Source organism: Bradyrhizobium sp. SZCCHNS3002 (genome assembly GCF_032377435.1).
GTDB lineage: Bacteria > Pseudomonadota > Alphaproteobacteria > Rhizobiales > Xanthobacteraceae > Bradyrhizobium.
Window position 1 is genome coordinate 855349 of record NZ_JAUHHY010000001.1, and the last position, 23457, is coordinate 878805.

Here is a 23457-nt window from a genome sequence, read left to right on the forward strand (position 1 = left end):
GATATTGCTACGCTGCTCATGCGGGTAAAGTCGTGACATTATACGGGTATAATCGCTAACAGGATGACGGACAGCAACTCGCTCGGGACTTATCTCCGGGATCGCCGCGCCAAGCTCGATCCGACCGCGTTCGGCCTGCCGCTGCAGCGGCGGCGAACGCCGGGGCTACGGCGCGAAGAGGTGGCGCAGCGCGCCAATGTGAGCGCCACCTGGTACACCTGGCTGGAGCAAGGGCGCGGCGGCGCGCCCTCCGCCGACGTGCTGGACCGCATCGCGCGCGCCATGATGCTGACCGACGCCGAGCGCGAGCATCTGTTCCTGCTCGGTCTCGGCCGGCCGCCCGAAGCCCGCTATCACGCCATCGACGGCGTCTCACCCCGCCTGCAGCGTGTGCTCGACACGCTGGACTACAGCCCCGCCTTCGTTCGCACGGCGACATGGGACGTCGTCGCCTGGAACACAGCCGCCACGGTCGTTCTTACCGACTACGGCACCCTGCCCGAGGGCCAGCGCAATGTTCTGCGCATGATGTTCCACGACAGCCGCGTCCGCGCCGCACAGCCCAACTGGCAGGCTGTGGCGCGCTATGTGGTCGCCTCCTTCCGCGCCGACGTGGCGCGCGCCGGCGCGGCCCGCAATGTCCAATCGCTGGTCGATGAGCTCTGCGCGACGAGTCCGGACTTCGCGGCGATGTGGCGCGACAACGATGTGCAAGGGCGCCATGGCGATGGCGTGAAGGTCCTGCACCATCCCCTCGCCGGGCCGCTCTCGCTGGAATTCTCGGGCTTCGCCGTCGATGGCCGGCCCGACCTCACCATGGTGATCTACAATCCAGCGACGCCGAAGGATGCGGACAAGATCCGCGCGCTGGTGATGTCGCGACCGAAATAGGTGCGCGGATTGCCCGATAGGCCGGGCTTTCGTAGGCAGTCCTGGCTGCATCGACGCTGCAGCGTGAACCAAAAGCCGATTGCGAGCTTGGTCATCCGGACCATCCCCGCGGCAACGGGCATCATGAAGATCGCGACCTTCAACATCAACAATGTCCGGCGGCGGCTCCCGAATCTGCTGCGCTGGCTGCGCGCGGCCAAACCCGACATCGTCTGCCTGCAGGAGCTGAAATGCCCCCAGGCCGATTTCCCCGTCGATGCGATCGCCAAGGCCGGCTACGGCGCGGTGTGGCAGGGGCAGAAGACCTGGAACGGCGTCGCGATCCTCGCGCGCAAGGCCGAGCCGGTGCTGACGCGCACCGCCCTGCCCGGCGATCCCGGGGATCACGAGGCGCGCTACATCGAGGCCGCGGTGCGTGGCATCGTCGTCGGCTGTCTGTATCTGCCGAACGGCAATCCGCAGCCGGGGCCGAAATTCGACCACAAGCTCGCCTGGTTCAAGCGGCTGCACAGGCACGCGGCCAAGTTCATCAAGGACGACCTGCCGGTCGTGCTCGCCGGCGACTACAATGTGGCGCCTGATACGCTCGACATCTACCCGACAAAATCCTGGGACAAGGACGCGCTGATCCAGCCGAAGAGCCGCGCCGCCTTTCACGCGCTGGTCGATCAAGGCTGGTGCGACGCGATCCGCACGCTGCATCCGAAGGCGCCGATGTTCACGTTCTGGGACTACAAGCGCAACCGCTGGCCGCGCGATGCCGGCCTGCGGCTCGATCATCTGCTGCTGAGCCCGCAACTCGCGCCGCGCCTTGCCAAGGCCGGCATCGACCGCGCCATTCGCGGCGAGGACGGCGCGAGCGATCACGCGCCGGCGTGGATCGTGCTGACATAGTCCGAAGGTCGCGCGCGTCGGAGCTTCAGCCGCGGTCCGGCCAGGTCTGCTGCAGGTTGGTCGCCCGCTCCGGCAGGCCCTCGGTCAGCACCGCCATGCCGCCGCACACCGGCAGGTGTACGACGAGGCTCGCGGCGTCGGGCACGTTCGGGCGCGGCGTCACGTTCCACAGCATGATCTCCTGGCGCGTGCGCCGGATCTCCCTGAACTCGTAGCTGAAGGTCTCCGAGCCGCGCGGATATTCGCGCCACAGCTGGCCTTCCTTGCGGAAGCTGCTCTGCGTGCCGTCATAGCGATCGGCATAGGACAGGCAGGCCGGCACGTTCAGCGCGTCGAGCACGGCCGCGCCGACGTTCGACGCCGCGGGAATGACGCTGTTCACCGCGCCGATCGCGGCGAACACGGTCGTGATCACGCCGGCGGCCATCGCGAGCCAGCCGGCCCTGGTCGCGGCCGGCCGCGCGGGCGCTTTCGCGGCTGATGTCTTGGATGCAAGACCCCGAGGGGACGTCAGGTGGAGCTGGGCCATGACGCGTTCTCCGATGGTGCGGCGAGGATGGATGCCCCGCCGAGCTGCAATCATCGGAGATCAGTCTGGCCGATCGCGCTCCCGGCGAATGTGACGCCGATCACAACCTGGAATCATCACCGCGTGGCGTCACACCGAGAGCGTGACGGCGGACCGTCAGTCCCGGCCCGCATCCATGATCGCTTGCGCGAGCCGGCCGGGATCGGAGAAGCACAGCTCATGGCTGCCGGGCACCTGGACCAACCGGAACAGGCCGAGCTTGCCGGACAGGCGCGGATGCCATGGCAGGCTGTGCGGCAGCGCCGTGTCCTCGGTGCAGTTGATGTAGGATTTCGCGATGGCCATCTCGGCGGGATTGGTGCGCAGCGTGATCTTGTCGGTGAAGGTCTTGTTGGGATGCGGATTGAGCATCTCATAGGTGCGCGTCGCGGTGGCGAGATCGGCGTCGTTGATGAAGGCCTCGCGCCAGACCGGGAACGGCAGCACCACCGAGCCGTCGCCGCGCTCCGCGGCGACGGCGTCGAACAGCGCAACATAGTGCGGTGGCACCATGTCGTTGAGGCACTCGCCGTCGTTGGGCACGAACGCGTTCCAGTAGACCAGGCGCCGGATGCGCTGAGCGATGCGGTCGGCGACGCCGGTGATGACCATGCCGCCATAGGAGTGCCCCATCAGCACGGCGTCGGTGATGTCGTGCTCGGTGAAGTAGTCGCAGATCGAGGCGATCGCCTCGTCGAGTCCGGTGGTCTTGGCGTCGCCGGGGCGGTTGCCGCGGATGGTCGGCAGATGCACCGTGTGGCCGGCGGCGCGAATAGGCACTGCGACCGGTTCGAGCTCGGCGCCGGTATGCCAGGCGCCATGGACCAGGACGTAGGTTGACATGATCACGTTCCTTTGCACGATGGAAGGCGGTGCAAGGACTATGGGCCGGACCGCGCCCGCGGCGCTTGGCTGCAACTGAACCCGATTGGTCTCGGAGTGAACCGATGGGCGCCGAGCCGGAACGGCAGCGGAGCTGGAATACGGCAGCGGTGCGGCCGGAGGAGCAGTTCTCGTATTATCGCGAGGCGATCTGCCAGGCCTTCATGAACCTGACGCCGGAGCCGGCGCGCGGCATCGGCTTCGCCGCGGAAGTGCAGAGCATCAGCGTCGGGAGCGGCGCCATCAACCGTGTCAGCTTTCCCGAGCACATCGTCCGCCGCTCGCGCGCGGACATCGCCGCTTCCACCCAGCGCTGCTTCTATCTCAACCTCAAGCTCGCCGGCCGCTGCACCATCCTGCAAGACGAATGCGATGTCAGCCTGTCCGCCGGACAGGTCGGCATCTTCGACAGCGACCGCACCTTCGTGCTGCAGCACGATCGCGGGCCGTCGCTCGGCGTGATCTCATTCCGTGTCCCCGCCGATGCGCTGTTCAGCCGCCTGCCGGCGGTGCCGGACATCGCGCCGACGCGGCTGTCCGACGACCCGTGCGTCGGCGCACTGATCGTGGAGACGGCGCGCTCCCTCAACGCCAATGCGCTGCGGCTCGCGCCGGACGATGCGTCGGCGCTGTTCGGCGTGCTGCTCGATCTGGTGGCGCTGAGCCTGGCCCGCCGCGGCCGCCGCGAGACGCATGCGACCACCGCGTTTGCCGATGCAACGACCTTGGCGCTGCGCCGCGCCATTCACGAGCGGGTGCGCGAGCCCGGCCTGACGGTGGCGACCATCGCATCTGTCGTCGGGATCAGCGAGCGCTATGTGCACAAGCTGCTGGCCCGCGCCGGCACCAGCTTCTCCGAACTGGTGATGGAGCGCCGGCTCGATGGCGCGGCGCGCGATCTGCGCGATCCCGCCCGATGCGGCCGCGACATCGGCCGCATCGCCTTCGACTGGGGCTTTTCGGATCTGTCGCACTTCACGCGCCGCTTCAAGCAGCGTTTCGGCATGCGCCCGCGCGACTGGCGCGCGGAGACCGCGCGTCACTCGGGCTGACAGCCCCGCCGGCTCAGCGCGGACTCGGTTCGCGGGCTACGCCCCACAGCCAGATTGCCGCCAGCAGGACGAGCGAGCCGACGAACGCCGCGACGACATCGCGCAGCGAAATGACGATGCTGCCCATGCCTGGAAACAACCCGAACATGTTGAACAGGACACCGCCGATGAGGGCGCCGACGCACCCCAATCCGATGTTGGTGAGGAGCCCGAAACCTGCCCGGCGGCGCTTCACCAGGATTCCGGCAAGGCCGCCACCAATCAAGCCGACGACGAGCCAAGTCCCTGCATGTACCAGTGTGAACATTCTTTCACTCCATCGGTCTGCCGTTGCACTTCGGTTGGAGCATCACGGCCAGCAGCAAGATCATGAGAGCACGTTGCCGAGCGAAGCGGGACCGCCGGGTGCTACTCGGATGCAGCCAGATCAGGGGCCGCGCTCGCAGAGCCGCGCGAATCGCGCAACTGCAGGTTACATCGACTTCGTTGCCAGGAGCTGAACTCTGCCGGTCGGATGAGTTCGCGACCTAATCGCAATCTGGACGATGCGCCGGCCGGCGTCCCTCACAATGTGATGCGGCCTGCTTGCTTCGAAATGGCTATTCCGCTTCGAAGTCGCGGAGTTATTCCGAATTGACAATCATTCTAACCTATTCGTCTCGAACGCGAGCAGCTCATGCGAACGCTTCGCACGCAATCGACTACGTAGTTCCCCCGAGTTCATACGAACTGCGGAATCGGGAATAGTGTGTTTCCCGCAGAGCGAGCAGAGGTGAATTCATGCGCGTCGCATGCAACGGGGCGAGATTTCGCGGTCTGCTCCAGCTTGAGACTCCGCCAACGGGGCCGGACTGTCACGACTCCCGCTCCTCCAGACAGGCGCGGCGTTCGCCGCGGCCGATGCCGGCCCAACATTGAGGTGCTGATGACCGTCATGAACGGCCAGTAGCCACGAACAGCGAAGCTGAATCCTGCGTCTTTCTCGGATCGTCACCTCACGATCAGATCGAAATACTCGGACCGATTCCCGGAAATACGGAGGCGTATATGATCGACAGACGAATGCTCATCAAAGGCGCGGGAGCGGCGTTGGTCGCGTCCGAACTCGGTTTGCCGGCCGCGCGGGCCGAGTCCGCCGATCCGCTCTGCTACGCATCGGTCGCCGATCTCACCGCCATGTTCCGGGCCCGCAAGGCGTCGCCGGTCGATCTCCTGAAGGCGCAGATCAAGCGGATCGAAGCCTACAACACGAAGGTCAATTGCATCACCTACGAGCACTTCGACCAGGCGATGAAGGAGGCCAAGCAGTCCGAAGACCGTTATCGGCGCGGCAACCCGAGGCCGCTCGAAGGGATCACGGTGGCCATCAAGGACGAATTCTCCAGACCGGGCTGGCGGACCACACAAGGCTCGCTCATCTACAAGGACTCGCCGCCGGCAACGGAAAACTCGGCCATCACCGACTTGCTCGAGGCGGCCGGCGCCGTGATGCCGTTCCAGACCACCGTGCCGGAATTCTACCTCTTCCTCGGCGCGTCCACCCGCGCCTGGGGCACGACACGCAACCCATGGAATCTCGAATATTCTCCGGGCGGGTCGTCGGCGGGATCGGGCGCGGCGCTGGCCGCAGGCTTCGCGACGCTCGCCATGGGCTCGGACATGGGCGGCTCGATCCGAATTCCCGCCTCACAATGTGGTCTCTATGGCTTCAGGCCGCCGTTCGGACGCGTGGCCGGCGGGGAAATCCCGTTCGCGACCTCAGGCCCGATGGCGCGGCGCTTCGACGACCTCGTCCGCCTCCAGAACGCGATCGTCGGTCCGTCCGAGCGGATGATGGCCGCGATGCGCCCTCGCCTCGACTATCCCACCCGTTATCCGCGCCTTTCCGGGTGGCGCATCGCCGTGGATTGGGGCGCCGGCATTGCGGAGGTCATACCCTCCGTGAAGGCTGCGATGCTGGGAGGCATCGCGGCGCTGCGCGCCGCGGGTTGCACGGTGGACGAGGTCGATGGCGGCTTCACGAAAGCCCACAAGATGGTCTTCATCCGTGGGCTGATGTCGACGTCCATCGGCACCGCGATCGAGATCTCGAATGCGCATCGCGATCAGCTCTCGCCCTACATGACCGAAATGCTCGACCAGGTCGGCCCGGTCGGACCGCGCCAGGCCGAAGACGCCGAGGAGCTGCTGCAGCGGCTGCACCGCCAGGTCCAGCAGCGCGTGTTCGGGAAGGGCTACCGCATTCTGCTCATGCCGACCATGGCAACGCCTCTTGTCGGGGCCGACATGTTCAAGAGCAAGGACAACAAGGTGGACCCGTGGGTGGGCACCGGCCTGAACCTGGCGCTGACGTGGCACTGGAACCTGCTCAACCGCTATCCCGTCGTCGAGGTCCCGCTCGGCTTGGTCGAGGACCGCATGCCCGCGGGCATGCAGGTGATCGGCCAGACCTACACCGATCTCGACACGTTCCAGTTCGCGTCCAACTGGTCCCGTCTTCGGCGCTCCCTGTTCGCGGGCGAGCGTTTCCCGACCTTCACCTGATGCAAGCGGGGCCATACGGTGCGGACGCGAGACAATGGCTGCCAGAGCAGCGCTTCGACAGCGAGGTCGACAAGGATTCCGAGAGCTTTTCGACGTGTGGTTCTGTCGCTCCTGATCGCGGCGCTCTGCCATGACTCCGGCGCCCTGGCACAGCAGGCCAGGGCGCCGTCGCTCGAAGATCTGGCCAAGGCGGCGCAGAACCCGATCGCGGACACGATCAGCGTCGGCCTCGAGAACATCGCGATGCCGAATACGGGCCCGTACCGGCAGACGGCCGACGTCTTCAAGATCGAGCCGGTCATCCCGTTCGAGCTCAATGCCGACTGGAATCTGGTGACGCGCACGACCATTCCCGGCATCGCCCAGGTGCGCTTCTCCCCTGAGCAGGGCCGGATCGGCGGGGTCGGCGACATCAACCAGATCTTCGCGCTCACCCCGTCGCATTCGGGCGCCCTCATCTGGGGTGTCGGCCCGACCTTTTCCTATCCGTCGGCGACCGATCCCGCCCTCGGTTCGGGAAAATGGAGCGCAGGTCCGACACTCGTCGCGCTGACCATGCCGGGTCCGTGGGTGCTTGGGGTACTCGCCAACAACATCTGGTCGTTTGCCGGTCCGAGCGACCGCTCGCCGGTGAACCAGATGATGCTGCAGTACTTCGTGACCTACAACTTCTCCGACGGGTCCTACATCAGCTCGAGTCCCATCATCACGGCGAACTGGCTCGCGAAGGGCAATGATCGCTGGGTCGTCCCGATCGGCGTCGGCGTGGGCAAGCTCTTCATGGTCGACAAGCAGCCGATCAATGCCGAGGTGGGCGTCTACTACAACCTGCTGAAGCCGGACCAGGCATCGCATTGGCAGTTTCGGGCGAGTCTGGCTATCCTGTTTCCAAAATGATTCTGCTCGGATCGAACGGCCGCTGTGGCCGTGAGTAGTGATCCGGTCTGCGATCCGGTCTGAAGGCATTCGATTTGAATTTTCGCCATCAGCAAACAGAACTTCGGCTTGCGTACGCACGCTCGCCCTCGCTTGAGTCCGACTTGATCGCGGTCAATCCTGGAAGGCGCGGAGAGACGTAGTTTAACGTTCGATTGGAAGATGATGCAGCTCACGCGGAGCGCAGGCTTTTCGGAGCAGGACGATGTGCATTGCATGCGGCTCAGCCATCGGTTCGCTGTTTGCGGCGTCGAAGCCGGAGGGCGGCGGACTGACCCGTCGCCGGATGGTTGCAACCACGGCTGCCGCCGCAGCATTCGCGGCCGCTGGGTCGATCCCGGCCTGGGCCGCCTCCGACCGCACGACCGTGTTTCGCGGCGGGCGCGTCTACACGGTGGAAGACTCGCAGCCCTGGGCGGCGGCCGTCGCCGTCAAGGGAGACAAGATCGTCTATGTCGGCGACGATGCCGGAGCGATGAAGTTTGGCAGACGCGGGGCCGAGGTCATCGACCTCAAGGGCCGTATGCTGATGCCGGGCTTCGTCGAAGCGCATTGGCATCTTTGCACGCTGGCATTTGCCCGCGGCGCCTGGGTCAACGAGGAAGATCCCGAGCGCATCTACGAGATTCTGCGTGATTACGCCAAGACGCATTCCGACGAGAAGTTCATTCTCGGCTTCGGATGGATCGCGGGCGCGTTTCCGGCCTCGGGTCCGCGCAAGGAACCGCTGGACGCGATCTTCCCTGACCGGCCGGTCCTGCTCGTCAGTTGCGATCTGCACAGCTACTGGGTCAATTCCAAGCTGCTGGAGATGGCCGGCATCACGAAGGCCACCCCACGCGACGTCGTACCCGGCTCCTCCTGGTACGAAAAGGATCCCAATGGCGCGCCGACCGGCTTCATTTTGGAAGTGCCCGCGCTGTTCGCGGTGCTGAAGACGCTCGAAAAGCACGGCATCGAACCGTTCGGCCTCAAGTCGACCGCCGCCGCCATCGAGGAATGGCAGCCCAAGCTGGCGGCCGCCGGCATCACTACCTTCTTCGATGCCGGCTTCAGCGCCTGGCCGACCGAGCAGCATCACGGTTTCGACATGCTGGTCGACCTCGAGAGGCGCGGCAAGCTGCTGCAACGCGTGATCGGCTGCCTCTATCACAATGATCCCAACGTCGATCCGCTGCCGATCATTCGGGCGTACCGGAAGCGCTATCGCACTCCGCTGGTCAAGGCCGAGGTGCTCAAGCTGCTCGTCGACGGCACCGAGCTGACCCGCACCGCCTATCTGCTCGATCCCTATGCCGGAAGTCCGGATTGGCGCGGCGAACCGTTGCTGCCAGCGCCCGTGTTGAACCGAATCCTGCGCCAGGCCCATGCGGAGGGAATCGACACGCATCTTCACACCGTCGGCGACGCCGCAGTCCGCATGAGCCTGGATGCATACGACGCCGCGTTTGGCGAGCATGGCCCGGGCAACCGCCGCCATACCATCTGCCACGCGTTCCTCACTGCGCCCTCGGACATTGCGCGCTTCAGAAAGCTCGGCGTGATCGCGAACACCCAGATCCAGTGGGGCGTGCCGGACACGAGCCAGCGTCGCATCCGCGAGCTCTACGGCGAGGAACGCTGGAGCCGCATGTACACCTTCAAGACGTTCATCGACCAAGGCGTCACGGTGTCGTTCGGAATGGATGCCCTGGCGACCGGCTCCAAGGTCGTCGTCAAGCCGCTCGAGGCGGTGCAGGCCGGCCATACGCGTCAGGAGCCCGGCAAGCCCGACGGCCTGGTCCATCCGCCCGCGACCGAACGCCTGAGCCTGCCGGAGCTCATTCGAGGCTACACGATCAACGGAGCCTATCAGATGCGCATGGAGGATAAGATCGGCTCCATCAAGGTCGGGAAGCTGGCCGATCTGATCGTGCTCGAGAAGAACCTGTTCGATGTCGGACCGCACGAGATCGGCAAGCTGAACGTTCAGCTGACGATGATGAACGGCCGGATCACACATCGCGACGGACTCTGAACGGGAATGATGACGGTGCACGAGATGGCGAATGCGCGGACTGACCAGAGTCTTCCGCCGGCGGATTCGCCGATGTCGAAGCGCATTCGCTGGCTGATCCTCCTGACCGTCTCCGGCGCGCTGGCGCTCGTCGTCATCGACATGACGGTGCTCTATACGGCGCTGCCCAGCCTGACCCATGAGCTCGGAGCAACCGCCTCGGAGAAATTGTGGATCGTCATGGCCTACGGGCTCGTCGTCGCCGGCCTGCTTCCCGGCTTCGGCTCGCTCGGCGATCGCGTCGGGCACAAGAGGACATTCATCGCCGGCCTCATCGTCTTCGGACTGGCTTCGGTCGTCGCCGCCTATTCGCCGACCGCCACGATCCTGGTTGGCGGACGCGTCCTGCTCGCGATCGGCGCCGCGCTGATGATGCCGGCGACGCTGTCGATCATTCGCATCACCTTCTCCGTTGACCACGAACGGGCGCTCGCCATCGCGATCTGGGGAGCCGTTGCGTCCAGCGGGGCGGCGGTCGGCCCCTTGGTCGGCGGCGTCCTGCTGGAATATTTCTGGTGGGGCTCGGTCTTTCTGATCAACGTGCCGCTCGTCGTCCTGGCGCTGGCCGCCGGCCTGCTGCTGATTCCTGCGCCGCGAGATCGTGCTGAGCGCGACTGGGACCTCCTCGGTTCAGTGCAGGTGATGGCCGGACTGATCGGCTTCGCCTACGTCGTCGAGGAGCTCGGCAGTCGCCAGTCGTCCTATGTCGTCCTTGCCGGCACGGCCGTCGCGACAGTCATCATGTTGACGGTGTTCGTGCGCCGTCAATTGCGTCTCGAGGATCCTTTGCTCGACTTCACCCTGTTCCGAAACGTCGAGTTCACGCTCAGCGTGATCACCGCGATTGTGGCTTCACTTGCCATTGCGGGCACGGAGCTCGCGATCAGCCAGCGCCTGCAGCTCGTCCTCGGCTACTCGCCGCTGCAGGCGGCATTGTACATCCTGCCGGCCCCGCTCGGGGCATTCATCGGCGGGCCGCTCGCGAGCCTCATGCTCCGTCGCGTGGGAGCCGCCACCACGATGTCCGGCGCGCTGGCGATCGCCGGCATCGGCGTGGCCGGCTACCTGCTCTGCTACAACGCCAGCCTGGTGCTGCAATTGATCTGCATCGCGATCAACGGACTTGGGCTCGGGGCATCCATCGCGGCCGCCTCCAACGCCGTGATGAACCACGCGCCCGAAGGCCGCGAAGGCATGGCCGCCTCGATCGAGGAAGTGTCGTTCGAGCTCGGCGGCACCATCGGCATCAGCATTTTCGGAAGCATCCTGTCCGGGGTCTATACGGCCTTCATGGTTCTGCCCGACGGCCTCGGCATTCCCGCCGCTGCGCGCGACAGCATCGACGAGGCGCTGATCGCAGCCGAGCGGCTGCCGACCGAGCTCGCTGCCATCGTCACCTCGCACGCCCATCGCGCCTTCGATCAGGCGTTCCTGACGGTCGTCACCGTGGCGATGCTCGTCCTGCTCGGAACCGCCTTCCTGGTCCGGCCCCGGGCAGAACGGACGACATCGACAGAGGCTCGTCAGCGTGTCCATTAGAAGCCACGGCAATCATGAGCCGTCGTCCGTGGTGGAGACCAACAGGCTCGCCAACGCAATGTCTCCGTCCGTCACGTAGTGATTGACCCGCTCGGGGAGGCTCTCGCCAGCTTTGTACAGCTCCACGGTCTCGATCGATCGTGTCCTGATCAGTTCGGCCATGATGTAGTCCCGCTCGGCGTTGACATCCGGATCGGTGGCGTGCGTGACCTGAAACGTCAATCGGGTGAACGACAGGCCGGTGTCCTTCGTGCCGGCGCCGACCCACAGAGCGGATTCATCGACCGCCGGCTGATCGGCGTTGGACCAGAAATCGCCTGCATTCCACGTTTGCTCTGCGTGTGCCAGGCCAACAGCCCAGAACCTGACGTGATGGCGCTTTCGCGGGCTGTTGCCGATGGCTTTCTGAAAGCCGATATCCTGGCCGCGCCCGAACAGATAGAGCGTGCTGAACGGAGCGGCGGGGTAAGGCGCATCGAGGACAAAGGCGCGGATCATGGCCCAGGAGCTCGTCAGGCCCAATCGGTCCGCTTCAGACCAACCGACCGCAGCAAAGCTTGCGCGAAGCTGTTGGAGCGTCCCGACCAGGGCGAGATTGACGGGGTCGCCAGGCAATCCATCCCCCGTGATCGTGTAGCTGGGCACTCGCCGCTTCTGAAGAATCCTGAGGCTCAACCGGATCACGCGTGGCAGAACGACATAGGCCGCGAACGCGTAGCTGACGCCGACTGCCGCAATCCAGGGCAGCCTGCGGTTCGCGGTCTCGAACACCACGAAGACGATCAGCCAGACCGTGAAGATCCCCAGCCCGGCGACCAGCACGCGTTGCATGAGGCGTATGAGCAGTCGCACTCGATCGGTCCGGCGAAAGAAGTGAGCGGCAGTCGGTGGTTTCGGGAAGGTGTCCGATCTTCATCACAATGGCAACACACCGCACCTGAACGCATGAAACGGCCCAGCCGGCGGCGTTTCGACCAGCTCGTCCGCGCTCGGTGGCTCGACATCCGCAGTCCAACGCAATCGGACTGCGCAGGGCTTAGGCCGACAGCCGCTCGGCGTTGGCCGCGACATAGTCCCGATAGAGATCGACGACTGCCGCCGGGCTCGCGCCGGCCATCAGCTTCGCCGTCGCCTCCAGGGCTGCGGCGATCTTTTCGCTGACCATCAGCTCAGCCTCCTCGCCCGCATCGGCTTCGCCGCGCGCGAACTTCTCCAGCCGGAGCCGGATGACCTCGCCGGCTTCCATGGCCAGCATCGCAGCCGTGAACCAGGGGAACTCCGCATCGGCGGTTGCCGTCATGGACGGCCGCATCTGCAAGGACATTGGCGTTTTGCTCATCGTCATCGTCCGAGAACATCAGCGGACCTGCGAGGAATACGCTTCAACTTTTAATGATGCGGACGCACAATCATCGCCGATTTCGAGTCGGCTCGAACGAGCCGTTAACCACGGGACGCATCTCTCCGGCTCCGTCATTGCGAGGAGCCCCTCGAGTCTCGCCTGCGGCGAGCCCGAGGGCAGGCTCCGCGACGACGCAATCCAGGGGCACGCACAGCCTGGATTGCTTCGCTTCGCTCGCAACGACGCGGAGAGAGATCTCGTCCGAGCGCGGAGACGATCTTCTTGGGCTTCCTCTTCGTCCTCGCGGTCGGCCTCGTGGCCGGCACCTTGTCCGGCATCGTCGGCACCGGCTCGTCGATCATGCTGATGCCGGTCCTCGCCTATGAATACGGGCCGAAGGAGGCCGTGCCGATCATGGCGGTCGCCGCCGTGATGGCGAACCTGTCGCGCATCCTGGCGTGGTGGCGCGAGGTCGACTGGCGCGCCTGCACGGCCTATTCGGTCACCGGCATTCCGGCGGCGGCGCTCGGCGCGCGGACGCTGCTGATCCTCCCGTCGCACGCCGTCGACATCACCATCGGGCTGTTCCTGATGGCGATGGTGCCGCTGCGCCACGTGCTTGCGCGGCACGACCTCAAGGCCAACCTCTGGCACCTCGCGATCGGCGGTGCGGTGATCGGATATCTGACCGGCATCGTGGTCTCGACCGGACCGCTGAGCGTGCCGCTGTTCCTGTTCTACGGCCTGTCGAAAGGCGCCTTCCTCGCCACCGAGGCGGCGAGCTCGCTCGGGCTGTATGTCAGCAAATCGATCACCTTCCAGCGTTTCGGCGCCCTCACGCCCGACATTTTGCTGAAAGGTCTGATCGCCGGCGGCTCGCTGATGGCCGGCGCCTTCGTCGCCAAGCGCTTCGTGCTGCACATGAAGCCGGACGTGTTCCGCGTGGTGATGGATGGCATCATGCTGGCCGCCGGCCTAAGTATGTTATGGAACGCCAACCACTCCTGACCGCACCGATTCTCACCTCATGGCCAAGACCACGCTCTCCTTCGTCTGCCAGAACTGCGGCGCGGCCTATTCGCGCTGGCAGGGCAAATGCGAGGCCTGCGGCGAGTGGAACACGCTGGCGGAGGAAGACACGACGGGGGCAACCTCGGCGCCGGTGTCGCTGCGCTCCAAGCGCAAGGGCCGCACCTTCCAGCTGGAATCGCTGACCGGCAAGACCATCGACGCGCCGCGGCTGTCGTCGGGCATGACCGAGCTCGACCGCGTCACCGGCGGCGGCTTCGTGCGCGGCTCGGTGCTGCTGGTCGGCGGCGATCCCGGCATCGGCAAATCGACGCTTCTGACCCAGGCGACCTCGATGCTGGCGCGCGCGGGCCATCGCGCGGTCTACATTTCCGGCGAGGAAGCTGTCGCCCAGGTGCGGCTGCGCGCCGAGCGCCTCGGGCTTGCGGATGCGCCGGTACAACTGGCGGCTGAGACCTCGGTCGAGGACATCATCGCGACCCTGTCCGAGGGCGGCGTGCCGCGGCTGATCGTGATCGATTCGATCCAGACGATGTGGACCGACACCGTGGAATCGGCCCCGGGCACGGTGACCCAGGTGCGCGCCTCGGCGCAGAAGCTGATCAGGTTCGCCAAGAAATCCGGCGCGGCCATCATCCTGGTCGGCCACGTCACCAAGGACGGCCAGATCGCCGGCCCCCGGGTCGTCGAGCACATGGTGGATGCGGTCCTGTCGTTCGAGGGCGAGGGCTCGCAGCAGTTCCGCATCCTGCGCGCGGTCAAGAACCGGTTCGGCCCGACCGATGAGATCGGCGTGTTCGAGATGACTGGTTTGGGTCTGCGCGAGGTCACCAACCCCTCCGAGCTGTTCCTGTCCGAGCGCGATCTCGGCAGCCCCGGCACGGCGGTCTTTGCCGGCATCGAGGGCACCCGCCCCGTGCTGGTCGAAATCCAGGCCCTGGTGGCGCCGACCTCGCTCGGCACGCCGCGCCGCGCCGTGGTCGGCTGGGATCCGAGCCGGCTGTCGATGGTGCTGGCCGTGCTGGAGGCGCATTGCGGCGTCAAGCTGTCGGGCCACGACGTCTATCTCAACGTCGCCGGCGGCCTGCGCATCAACGAGCCGGCGGCGGATCTCGCCGCGGCCGCAGCTCTGGTCTCGTCACTGGTCAACGCGCCGCTGCCGCCCGATGCGGTCTATTTCGGCGAGATTTCGCTGTCGGGCGCGGTCCGACCGGTGGCGCAGACCTCGGCACGGCTGAAGGAGGCCGCCAAGCTCGGCTTTTTGCGCGTGGTGCTGCCGGAGCGCGCCCGCGGCGAGGCCGGCGGCGACGCCGGGCTCAGCCTCAATACCGTCGGCGGGTTGACCAGCCTGGTGGCCGACATCGCCGCGCGCGGCACGCCTCGTGCCCGCCATGAGACGACCCGGCAGGACGACGATGACGGCGACCACGGCCGCCGCGGACCGCGCCCTGCCGAAAAAAATGCCACACCAGCGAGATTCCGCCGCCAGGACGGCTAGCCGGACCGTGACGTTCGCGTGACTCGCCGCTATACAACGCCGCAACCGGTCGCCCACACGGGATCGTGCAGCGTCCGGACTTGCCGGGGAACCTCGCTGTCCTCCACCTGGAGGGGCGGTCCTCCGTCGATTCGAAGCGAACCTTGGACCTGTGAAGCGGACCTGAGCAGCCGATGCCGATAACGATCCTCGATCTCATCCTGCTGGGCGTGATGCTGGTGTCGGGGCTGCTCGCGATGGTCCGCGGCTTCATGCGCGAGGTGCTGTCGATCGCGGCCTGGGGCGCGGCCGCCCTGGTCACGCTTTATTCATTCTCCAAGCTGCTGCCGACCGCGAAGACCTATTTCAACAACGATACCGTCGCCAGCGTCGTCGTCGTCGCCGGTACTTTCGTGGGCACCCTGCTCATCGTCTCGGTGATCACGGTCAAGATCTCCGACATGATCCTCGATTCGCGCATCGGCGCGCTGGATCGCACCCTCGGATTTCTGTTCGGACTGGGCCGCGGCCTGCTGATCGTCGTGGTCGCGTTCCTGTTCTTCAGCTGGCTGGTGCCGGACAAGCAGCGCCCGGACTGGGTCACCGGCGCCAAATCCCGCGTCGTCCTGCAGGGAACCGGGGATTGGCTGATGTCGCTCTTGCCTGATGATCCCGAGAACACCATTTTAAAGAAATTCAAGAAGAACAAGCCGGACGACGACCAGACTGACACCGAGTCGCCCGGAGCGGGCGGCGATGGGTACAGCAAGCCTGCCCGCGACAGCTTGAAGAAGCTGATCGAGAAACCCGCGGCCAAGTGAGCTCAGCCCAGAAGAGAGGCGCGATGGACCTGCACCACGATTCTTCCGGCGAAGCCCAAGCGGATACTCACGCGGATCTGGACTTCGGACCTCAAGCCTACCTCAGAGACCCAGACCTGGACGGAGACACGCTGCGCGAGGAGTGCGGCGTGTTCGGCATTTATGGGCATAGCGATGCCGCCGCGATCACTGCGCTGGGCCTGCATGCGCTCCAGCATCGCGGCCAGGAAGCCGCCGGCATCGTCTCCTATGACGGCGCGCGCTTCCACAGCGAGCGCCGCCTGGGCCTGGTCGGCGACACCTTCTCCCGCCGCGAGGTGATCGAGCGCCTGCCCGGCAACGCCGCGGTCGGCCATGTCCGCTATGCCACCACCGGCGCCACTATCCTGCGCAACGTGCAGCCGCTGTTCGCCGAGCTCAATGCCGGCGGCTTCGCGGTCGGCCACAACGGCAACCTCACCAACGGGCTCACGCTCCGCCGCGAGCTGGTGCGCGCCGGCGCCATCATGCAGTCGACCAGCGACACCGAGGTGATCCTGCATCTGGTGGCGCATTCCCGCCGCACCAATTTCATCGACCGCTTCATCGAGGCGCTGCGCGCGCTCGAAGGCGCCTACTCGCTGGTCTGCATGACCAACAAGAAGCTGATCGGCGCCCGCGATCCCCTGGGCATCCGTCCGCTGGTCTATGGCGAGCTCGAAGGCTGCCCGATCCTGGCCTCGGAGACCTGTGCGCTCGACATGATCGGCGCGCGCTACATCCGCGACATCGAGCCCGGCGAGGTCGTGATCTTCGACGAGACCGGGGCGCACAGCCACAAGCCGTTCCCGCCGAAGCCGGCACGTCCCTGCGTGTTCGAATACATCTACTTCGCCCGTCCCGATTCCGTGGTCGGCGGCCGCTCGGTCTACGAGGTGCGCAAGGCGTTCGGCGCGCAGCTCGCGCGCGAAAGCCATCCCGAAGTCGACGTCGTCGTGCCGGTGCCGGATTCCGGCGTGCCGGCGGCGATCGGCTACAGCCAGCATTCCGGCGTGCCGTTCGAGCTCGGCATCATCCGCAATCACTATGTCGGCCGCACCTTCATCCAGCCGACCCAGGCGATCCGCGAATCCGGCGTGCGCATGAAGCACTCGGCCAACCGCGCCGCGATCGAAGGCAAACGCATCATCCTGATCGACGACTCGCTCGTGCGCGGCACCACCTCGCGCAAGATCGTGCGCATGATGCGCGACGCCGGCGCCACCGAGGTGCATTTCCGCCTGGCGTCGCCGCCGATCCTCTACCCTGATTATTACGGCATCGACCTGCCGGATCGCGGCGGCCTGCTCGCGGCGACGCATTCGCTCGAGGAGATGCGCCAGCTGATCGGCGCGGACTCGCTCGCCTTCCTGTCGATCGACGGCATGTATCGCGCGATGGGTGAGCCCGCCCGCGACCCGGCAGCGCCGAAATATTCCGACCACTGCTTCACCGGCAGCTATCCGACCCATCTCACCGACCAGTCACTCGTCGAGCCGCCCCAGCAGCAGCTCTCGCTGCTGGCGGAAGCGAGCTGAGGCTCTTTCCACACGCCGTCGTTCCGGGGCGATGCGCGGTTGCCCGTCGTCTCTGCGAATGCCAGGACCATAGCCACCAGCGATCGTTGGGCGGCTAGGACTAGCCACGACCGTCCAACTCCCTCATAACCGCCGAGGAGTACGGGTCCCGGTTCCAGGCGCGCAATCGTGCGCCTGGCCCGGACGACGTCTGAGAGATATGCGACCATGACCACCCTTCCCCTCGCCAATCGGATTGCCCTCGTCACCGGCGCCTCGCGCGGCATCGGCCATGCGACTGCCCGCGCGCTGGCGCGCGCCGGTGCGCATGTCGTCGCCGTCGCACGCACCCAGGGCGGGCTGGAGGAGCTCGACGACGAGATCCGGAAAGAGACCGGCAACGGCGCCACCCTGGTGCCGCTCAGCATGACCGACAGCGACGGCATCGCCCGTCTCGGTGCCGCGCTGCATGAGCGCCATGGCAAGCTCGACATCCTCGTCGGCAATGCCGCCGTGCCCGGCCCCTCCTCCCCCCTCGGCCATATCGACCTCAAGCCGTGGAACGACGTCGTCGCCGTCAACCTCTCCGCCAACTTCCAGCTGATCCGCTGCATGGAGCCGCTGCTGAAGGCCTCCGACGCCGGCCGCGCGGTGTTCCTCACCTCGGGCGCCGCCCACAAGGCCCAGGCCTATCTCGGGCCCTACGCCGTCACCAAGGCCGCGCTGGAGACGCTGGCGCGGGTATGGGCGCACGAGACCGAGCGCACGCCGCTCCGCGTCAACCTGTTCAGCCCGGGCCCGATCCGCACCCGCATGCGCGCCACGGTGTTTCCCGGCGAAGACCCGATGACGCTCGAGACGCCCGAGCAGGTCGCCGAGTTCATCGTGCCGATGTGCCTGCCGTCGTGGACGGAGACCGGCAAGCTCTACGAGTACAAGACTCGCACGCTGAAGAGCTTCCAGCCGCCGGCGTGAGCGTTTCACGACGCCAAGAGCATCGTGTCCAACGGCGGTCGAGAGCGTCGACTCCAACGACAAACGCCGCTGCTCCCGACGCGGCTATTTTGCAGCCGAACTGACAGAGCCCGTCGCCGCAGGCTTCGCGGCAGCCGCCTTGGCCGCGGCAGGGAGCTGGCGGTCACGCACGGCGGCGAGTTCCTTGCGCAGCTTCTCCTGCTGCTCCGCCGACAGCACTGGCCGCGGATCATCGTGCGGCACATCGTTGACGGGCAGATAGTTGTAGGTGTTGTGAAACTGCGAGGTGGCCTCCGGCGCCGGCGTGCTCGACGTCGCGCAGCCGCCGAGCGGCAAGATCATCAGCAGCGCCGCGCCGGCCAGCAGCACGCGCGCACAGGCCCTCACGCCCAAATGGCCCTTCGCATGCCTCATCGCGCGGCCGCCGCCATCGTGCGCGTGGTCCCCTGCGCCGTGATGCCATGCTCGTTGGATTGCAGCCCAGGCAGGCTCTTCACCCAGGGATAGCCGCGGCGGCCCATGTCGTAACCGCGATCGAACAGCGCGGTCATGTAGGTGCGATCGAACGGGCCGTCGGCCTTGGCCTGGAAATCGGCTGGCACGCTGGCCAAGTTGAAGTCGATGCCGTTGAACCTCGCCACCGAGTAGATGCGGTAGATGTCGCCGATGCCCTGGTTCTTGATCAGGGTCGACAGCGAGCGCTGCGTCACCGAGAGCACGTCGGCGCCGACGCTGTCCCATTGCGGATCGATGCGGGCATTGCGGATGACGTAGAGATGCGCGCCGCTCACGCTCCGGCGCGGGCCGCGGCCGGAGACGAGACGCAGCACCGACGGGCCGATGAAGACCTGCCGGGTGACGCCGCCATCGACATGCAGCTCGTCGTAATCCTTGTCGCCGATCCGCACCTTGATGCGAACCGGGGCGAAAGCGCCCGGCACGGTCGCGGACGCCAGCAGCACCTGGCGGAACAGCGCGATCGCCTCGGGCGTGTCGGCGGCCGCGATGCGGCCCATGTCCCACAGCACCGGCCGCTGCGCGTCGAGATTGGTGGTGCCGACCAGCAGCACCCTGCCCTTGCTGCTCTCGCGCGCGACATCGCGCAGGAACTCGCGATCGACATATTTCTCGATCAGCCGCGACAGCGGCGTGTTGTCGGCCAGCGCCGAGCCCTGCAGCAGGCCGGGAATGTTGACCGTGAAGATGTCCTTGCGCTCGTAGGCGGTGAAGATCTCGCGCAGCTTGTCATCGTGCTCGCGCCCCAGGAAGACGAACGGCGCGATCAGCGCGCCGGAGCTGACGCCCGTCACCATGTCGAACGACGGCCGGTTGCCGGACTCGCCCCAGCCGGCCAGCAGCCCGGCGCCGAATGCACCGTTCTCGGCGCCACCGGAGATCGCGAGGAAATTCAGCGGACGCGAGATCGGGATTTCGGCCGAGGCGCGCGACATCGCGGCCTCGGCAAAGCGCGGCGCCGGCTCGTCACCCCAGTAGCGCACGTTGCGGAAGCCGACCGGGTCGGCGCTGACGGCAGCCGCTTCCGGCAGCGCGTTGCGCGGCATGACGGCTGCGCACGCCGCCAGCAGCAGCGACGCGGCGCATGCGAGCAGGATACGCGGAACCATCGCGCGGAAGGAGGCGGCAGACTTCATCGCGACGCTTGCTGCTCCACGCTTGCGATCTCCGGCGCCGGCGGCGGCACGCCGGGCTTGACCTCGTCGGCCCCCTTGTCGGTCCAGCCCGGCGGCAGGCCCAGACCGGCACCGACGAAGCCCTTCAGGCCGGGGAAGCGTCCGTACTGCTCACATGCGGCATATTTGGGAGCGCCGCCGAGCTTGGCGGGCACGCTCGACACCGAAGGCAGCGAGGCCAGCGACGGGACGCCGGAGAACGGCGACTCGCCGGTCGATACCAGCCTGGCGAAATCGGCGCCGAACTCCGAAGCGAGGTCGTAGGCGTCGCCGTCATTGGCCATGCGGGCGGTCGACACCGAGGAGGCGCCGCGCGCCCACACCATCGCGGCCTTCTGGAAGCCGGCGAAATCGCGCGCCTCGGCCTCGACGGACAGCGTGCCGAGCCCGACCGGCAACCGTGGCACCGGCACCGGGACGCCCGGTAGCGCGACGCTCTTGGCGATCGACGCCGCCTGCGAGGCGGCCGAGGCGGTCGCGTTGGTCGCCGTGGCGTGAGTGACGGTCGCCTTGATCGTCAGATCCGCCTCCTCGCCGAGCGCAACGATGCGGAAGCGCTCGCTGAGCCGCAGGCACATTTCCCGGCTGATGGCGTTGGCGACCAGCTTGCGCTCGTTCTCGTCGAAGGCGATGTCGGGACGCGGCGGAAACGCGGTCGGCTCGATCCGGATCGTCCTGGCCTCGAGCAGCTCCTTCTTGTTCGCCTTGATCTGCGCGCGCGTCACCAGGCCATTGGCGTCGGCGAGACGATCGTAATTCTTGAGCGAGCCGGCCCGCTCCAGCGGAGCGGTGGCGCAGCCGGCCGTTGCCAGCGCCAGGGAAATCAGGGCCGTCGACTTCAGCGGGGCGAGGCGCATCTTACCGGCGAGACCCATTGATAGATAGCTCACTCTAATTAAGTCTCACAAGCCGAAACGCTTGTCCAACTAAACTAGATCAAATTCTCTAGATTAGAGCGGCGCGAAATATTATTTTATATTACAAGCAGTTGGCGGAAACCGCGAATGTGGCGAGAGTTGGCCCGACAGGACGTGTGATGAGAGACGCGTGATGAGAAAGGTCGATCCGGTCAAGCACGAGCAGAAGCGCCGGGAGATTCTCCAGGCGGCGTTGTCGTGCTTCGTCCGGAACGGTTTTCACGGCGCCAGCACCACCGACATCTGCGCCGCCGCCAAGATCAGCCCAGGCCACCTCTACCACTACTTCCCCAGCAAGGAGGCGATGATCCAGGCGCTGGTCGACCAGAACCTGAGCCACGCCGCAGCGCGCCTCCAGGCGATCCTGGCCTCACCCGACGTGATCGACGCCCTGGTGCAAGAGCTCGAGAGCACCAGCATTCATCAGCCGCAGGCCCAGGTCCTCAGCGCCGAGGCGTTGGCCGAGGCCTGCCGCAATGCCGATTTTGCCGCCATCGTCCACGCCCATGCGCGCGCGATGCGGGCGCTGCTGGTCGATTTTCTCATCAAGGCGCAGCGGCGCAGCGACGTCGATCCCCGCCTTGATCCCGAATCGACCGCCAATATTCTGTTCGCGATCGTCGACGGCGCACGCGCGCTGCCGATCCGGAATCCGAACGTCGACATCAAGAAGAGCACCGCACATCTGCGCATCATGCTGACGCGCTTCCTGCGGCCGCCCGCAGCCCCCTCGCCGGTCGGCGACAAGACCAGAAAGGCCCGCGGCTCGACGCCCATCGTCGAGCCCTCATGAGCTACCGCGCCGTGCTCAGCCGAGCATGACCTGATCATGGAAGGCGTCGGTCACGGGCCTCATGATGAGCAACGGTATTCTTGCAGGGCCTGTACGCCCAGCGTTAACGCTCAAGCGAAACGCACAAACCTTGGGCGCGCCTCGCGCCTTTTGGCACATTGCCGCAACTCACAAGACCGGCTATCCAGGGAGACAGACGGCAAGGGGCGCCCAAGAAGCCTCGCCGTGACACGACACCAGGGAGGACTTTGATGACGACGTCTCAGGCGCGGCGGATGGCCGCGCTGCTTGCCGCCACCACGCTCAGCTTTGCCGGCTCCGCCTTCGCCGACGACAAGGTCGTCAAGATCGGCGTGCTCAACGACATGTCCAGCCTCTATGCCGACATCGGCGGACCGAACTCGGTCGCAGCCGTCAACATGGCGGTCGAAGATTCCGGCATGAAGGCCAAGGGCTGGACCATCGAGGTCATCAGCGGCGACCACCAGAACAAGCCCGACATCGGCGTCAATATCGGCCGGCAGTGGATCGACACCCAGAAGGTCGACGTGATCATGGACACGCCGAATTCCGGCGTTGCTCTGGCCATCTCCAATCTGGTCAAGGAGAAGAACTCGGTCCTGATCAATTCCGGCGGCGCGAGCGCCGACCTCACCGGCAAGGCCTGCAACGCCAACACCATCTCCTACACCTACGACACCTACATGCTGGCGAACGGCACCGGCAAGGCGCTGACCAAGGCCGGCGGCGACAGCTGGTTCTTCCTCACCGCCGACTACGCGTTCGGCCATGCGCTGGAGCGCGACACCTCGGCGGTCGTCACCGCCAATGGCGGCAAGGTGCTCGGCTCCGTCAAGCACCCGCTCAACACCGCCGACTTCTCCTCCTTCCTGCTGCAGGCGCAGTCGTCCAAGGCCAAGGTCATCGGCCTTGCCAATGCCGGCGGCGACACCACCAACGCGATCAAGCAGGCCGCCGAATTCGGCATCGTCCAGGGTGGCCAGAAGCTCGCCGCGCTGCTGCTGTTCGTCAACGACGTGCATGCGCTGGGCCTGAAGGTGGCGCAGGGCCTGACCTTCACCGAGTCGTTCTACTGGGATCTCAACGACAAGACCCGCGAATGGTCCAAGCGTTTCCAGAAGGTGTCGCCAAAGGGCACGATGCCGTCGATGACGGTCGCCGGCGTCTATGCCGGCACGCTGCATTACCTCAAGGCGCTGGACGCGATGGGCGGCAATCCGCATGACGGCGCCAAGGTCGTGGCCAAGATGAAGGAGATCCCGACCGACGATCCGCTGTTCGGCAAGGGCCCGCTGCGCGCCGACGGACGCCGCCTGATCCCGGCCTATCTGTTCGAGGTCAAGAAGCCGGAAGAGTCCAAATATCCGTGGGACTACTACAAGCTGATCGCGACGATCCCGGCCGAGGACGCCGCCAAGCCGCTCGAGGCCAGCGAGTGCCCGCTGGTGAAGAAGTAATCGTCCCGCATCGGTCCGGGCTGGCGCGCCAGCATCA

General features: G+C 66.1%; 22 protein-coding genes. 14 read left to right on the forward strand and 8 right to left on the reverse strand.

Annotation, left to right across the window (positions count from 1 at the left end; translation table 11 throughout):
- Positions 1–63 precede the first annotated feature (63 nt).
- Complete coding sequence (locus QW845_RS03915; protein ID WP_315800313.1) at positions 64–891, forward strand: helix-turn-helix transcriptional regulator; 828 nt, start codon at positions 64–66, stop codon at positions 889–891.
- 123 nt (positions 892–1014) lie between these two features.
- Complete coding sequence (locus QW845_RS03920) at positions 1015–1785, forward strand: exodeoxyribonuclease III (RefSeq protein ID WP_315800447.1); 771 nt, start codon at positions 1015–1017, stop codon at positions 1783–1785.
- 25 nt (positions 1786–1810) lie between these two features.
- Here QW845_RS03920 and QW845_RS03925 read toward each other — a convergent pair whose 3' ends face one another.
- Entirely contained in the window at positions 1811–2314 is a 504-nt protein-coding gene (locus QW845_RS03925; RefSeq protein WP_315800314.1) for a hypothetical protein, read from the reverse strand.
- A 156-nt stretch (positions 2315–2470) separates the two neighbouring features.
- Positions 2471–3196 (reverse strand): alpha/beta hydrolase, encoded by a 726-nt coding sequence (locus QW845_RS03930; RefSeq protein WP_315800315.1) that lies wholly within the window; start codon positions 3194–3196, stop codon positions 2471–2473.
- A 104-nt stretch (positions 3197–3300) separates the two neighbouring features.
- On the opposite strand from QW845_RS03930, the gene QW845_RS03935 reads away from it, so the two are divergent.
- Complete coding sequence (locus QW845_RS03935; RefSeq protein WP_315800316.1) at positions 3301–4287, forward strand: helix-turn-helix domain-containing protein; 987 nt, start codon at positions 3301–3303, stop codon at positions 4285–4287.
- Positions 4288–4300: 13 nt separating this feature from the next.
- On the opposite strand, the gene QW845_RS03940 is transcribed toward QW845_RS03935, so the two are convergent.
- Positions 4301–4594, reverse strand: a complete 294-nt coding sequence (locus QW845_RS03940; protein ID WP_315800317.1) for a GlsB/YeaQ/YmgE family stress response membrane protein — start codon at positions 4592–4594, stop codon at positions 4301–4303.
- A gap of 740 nt (positions 4595–5334) precedes the next feature.
- On the opposite strand from QW845_RS03940, the gene QW845_RS03945 reads away from it, so the two are divergent.
- From QW845_RS03945 to QW845_RS03960, 4 genes are all read left to right on the forward strand, one after another.
- A complete protein-coding gene (locus QW845_RS03945) occupies positions 5335–6831 on the forward strand; it encodes an amidase (RefSeq protein ID WP_315800318.1) in 1497 nt (498 codons plus the stop codon).
- Between the two features lie 96 nt (positions 6832–6927).
- Positions 6928–7728 (forward strand): hypothetical protein, encoded by an 801-nt coding sequence (locus tag QW845_RS03950; RefSeq protein ID WP_315800319.1) that lies wholly within the window; start codon positions 6928–6930, stop codon positions 7726–7728.
- A gap of 244 nt (positions 7729–7972) precedes the next feature.
- Positions 7973–9784, forward strand: a complete 1812-nt coding sequence (locus tag QW845_RS03955) for an amidohydrolase (RefSeq protein WP_315800320.1) — start codon at positions 7973–7975, stop codon at positions 9782–9784.
- 72 nt (positions 9785–9856) lie between these two features.
- Positions 9857–11362 (forward strand): MFS transporter, encoded by a 1506-nt coding sequence (locus tag QW845_RS03960; protein ID WP_315800321.1) that lies wholly within the window; start codon positions 9857–9859, stop codon positions 11360–11362.
- Positions 11363–11374: 12 nt separating this feature from the next.
- Here QW845_RS03960 and QW845_RS03965 read toward each other — a convergent pair whose 3' ends face one another.
- Entirely contained in the window at positions 11375–12193 is an 819-nt protein-coding gene (locus QW845_RS03965) for an LssY C-terminal domain-containing protein (protein ID WP_315800322.1), read from the reverse strand.
- A 205-nt stretch (positions 12194–12398) separates the two neighbouring features.
- On the reverse strand, positions 12399–12701 hold the full coding sequence (locus QW845_RS03970; RefSeq protein WP_315800323.1) for a hypothetical protein: 303 nt from the start codon (positions 12699–12701) through the stop codon (positions 12399–12401).
- Positions 12702–12986: 285 nt separating this feature from the next.
- On the opposite strand from QW845_RS03970, the gene QW845_RS03975 reads away from it, so the two are divergent.
- From QW845_RS03975 to QW845_RS03995, 5 genes are all read left to right on the forward strand, one after another.
- Positions 12987–13712 (forward strand): sulfite exporter TauE/SafE family protein, encoded by a 726-nt coding sequence (locus QW845_RS03975; protein WP_315800324.1) that lies wholly within the window; start codon positions 12987–12989, stop codon positions 13710–13712.
- Between the two features lie 19 nt (positions 13713–13731).
- Positions 13732–15231 carry a DNA repair protein RadA gene (gene radA / locus QW845_RS03980; protein ID WP_315800325.1) on the forward strand — a complete coding sequence of 500 codons (1500 nt, stop codon included), beginning with the start codon at positions 13732–13734 and terminating at the stop codon, positions 15229–15231.
- Positions 15232–15404: 173 nt separating this feature from the next.
- On the forward strand, positions 15405–16031 hold the full coding sequence (locus tag QW845_RS03985) for a CvpA family protein (RefSeq protein ID WP_315712460.1): 627 nt from the start codon (positions 15405–15407) through the stop codon (positions 16029–16031).
- A 23-nt stretch (positions 16032–16054) separates the two neighbouring features.
- Positions 16055–17587 carry an amidophosphoribosyltransferase gene (gene purF, locus QW845_RS03990; RefSeq protein WP_315800326.1) on the forward strand — a complete coding sequence of 511 codons (1533 nt, stop codon included), beginning with the start codon at positions 16055–16057 and terminating at the stop codon, positions 17585–17587.
- A 207-nt stretch (positions 17588–17794) separates the two neighbouring features.
- Positions 17795–18541, forward strand: a complete 747-nt coding sequence (locus QW845_RS03995; RefSeq protein WP_315800327.1) for an SDR family NAD(P)-dependent oxidoreductase — start codon at positions 17795–17797, stop codon at positions 18539–18541.
- A gap of 84 nt (positions 18542–18625) precedes the next feature.
- Here QW845_RS03995 and QW845_RS04000 read toward each other — a convergent pair whose 3' ends face one another.
- The 3 genes from QW845_RS04000 to QW845_RS04010 are packed head-to-tail and all read right to left on the reverse strand — an operon-like array spanning position 18626 to position 21122.
- Positions 18626–18955 (reverse strand): hypothetical protein, encoded by a 330-nt coding sequence (locus tag QW845_RS04000; protein ID WP_315800328.1) that lies wholly within the window; start codon positions 18953–18955, stop codon positions 18626–18628.
- Positions 18952–20193, reverse strand: coding sequence for a patatin-like phospholipase family protein (locus tag QW845_RS04005; RefSeq protein WP_315800329.1), 1242 nt, complete (start codon positions 20191–20193; stop codon positions 18952–18954). The genes QW845_RS04000 and QW845_RS04005 overlap by 4 nt, the downstream gene beginning before the upstream one ends.
- Positions 20190–21122, reverse strand: a complete 933-nt coding sequence (locus tag QW845_RS04010) for a DUF3313 family protein (protein WP_315800330.1) — start codon at positions 21120–21122, stop codon at positions 20190–20192. Before QW845_RS04010 ends, QW845_RS04005 begins: the two co-directional genes overlap by 4 nt.
- Before the next feature lie 160 nt (positions 21123–21282).
- On the opposite strand from QW845_RS04010, the gene QW845_RS04015 reads away from it, so the two are divergent.
- The gene (locus QW845_RS04015; RefSeq protein WP_315800331.1) at positions 21283–21942 is read left to right on the forward strand and encodes a TetR/AcrR family transcriptional regulator; all 660 of its coding nucleotides are present in this window, start codon (positions 21283–21285) and stop codon (positions 21940–21942) included.
- Between the two features lie 251 nt (positions 21943–22193).
- The gene (locus QW845_RS04020) at positions 22194–23420 is read left to right on the forward strand and encodes an ABC transporter substrate-binding protein (RefSeq protein WP_315800332.1); all 1227 of its coding nucleotides are present in this window, start codon (positions 22194–22196) and stop codon (positions 23418–23420) included.
- Positions 23421–23457: the final 37 nt, after the last annotated feature.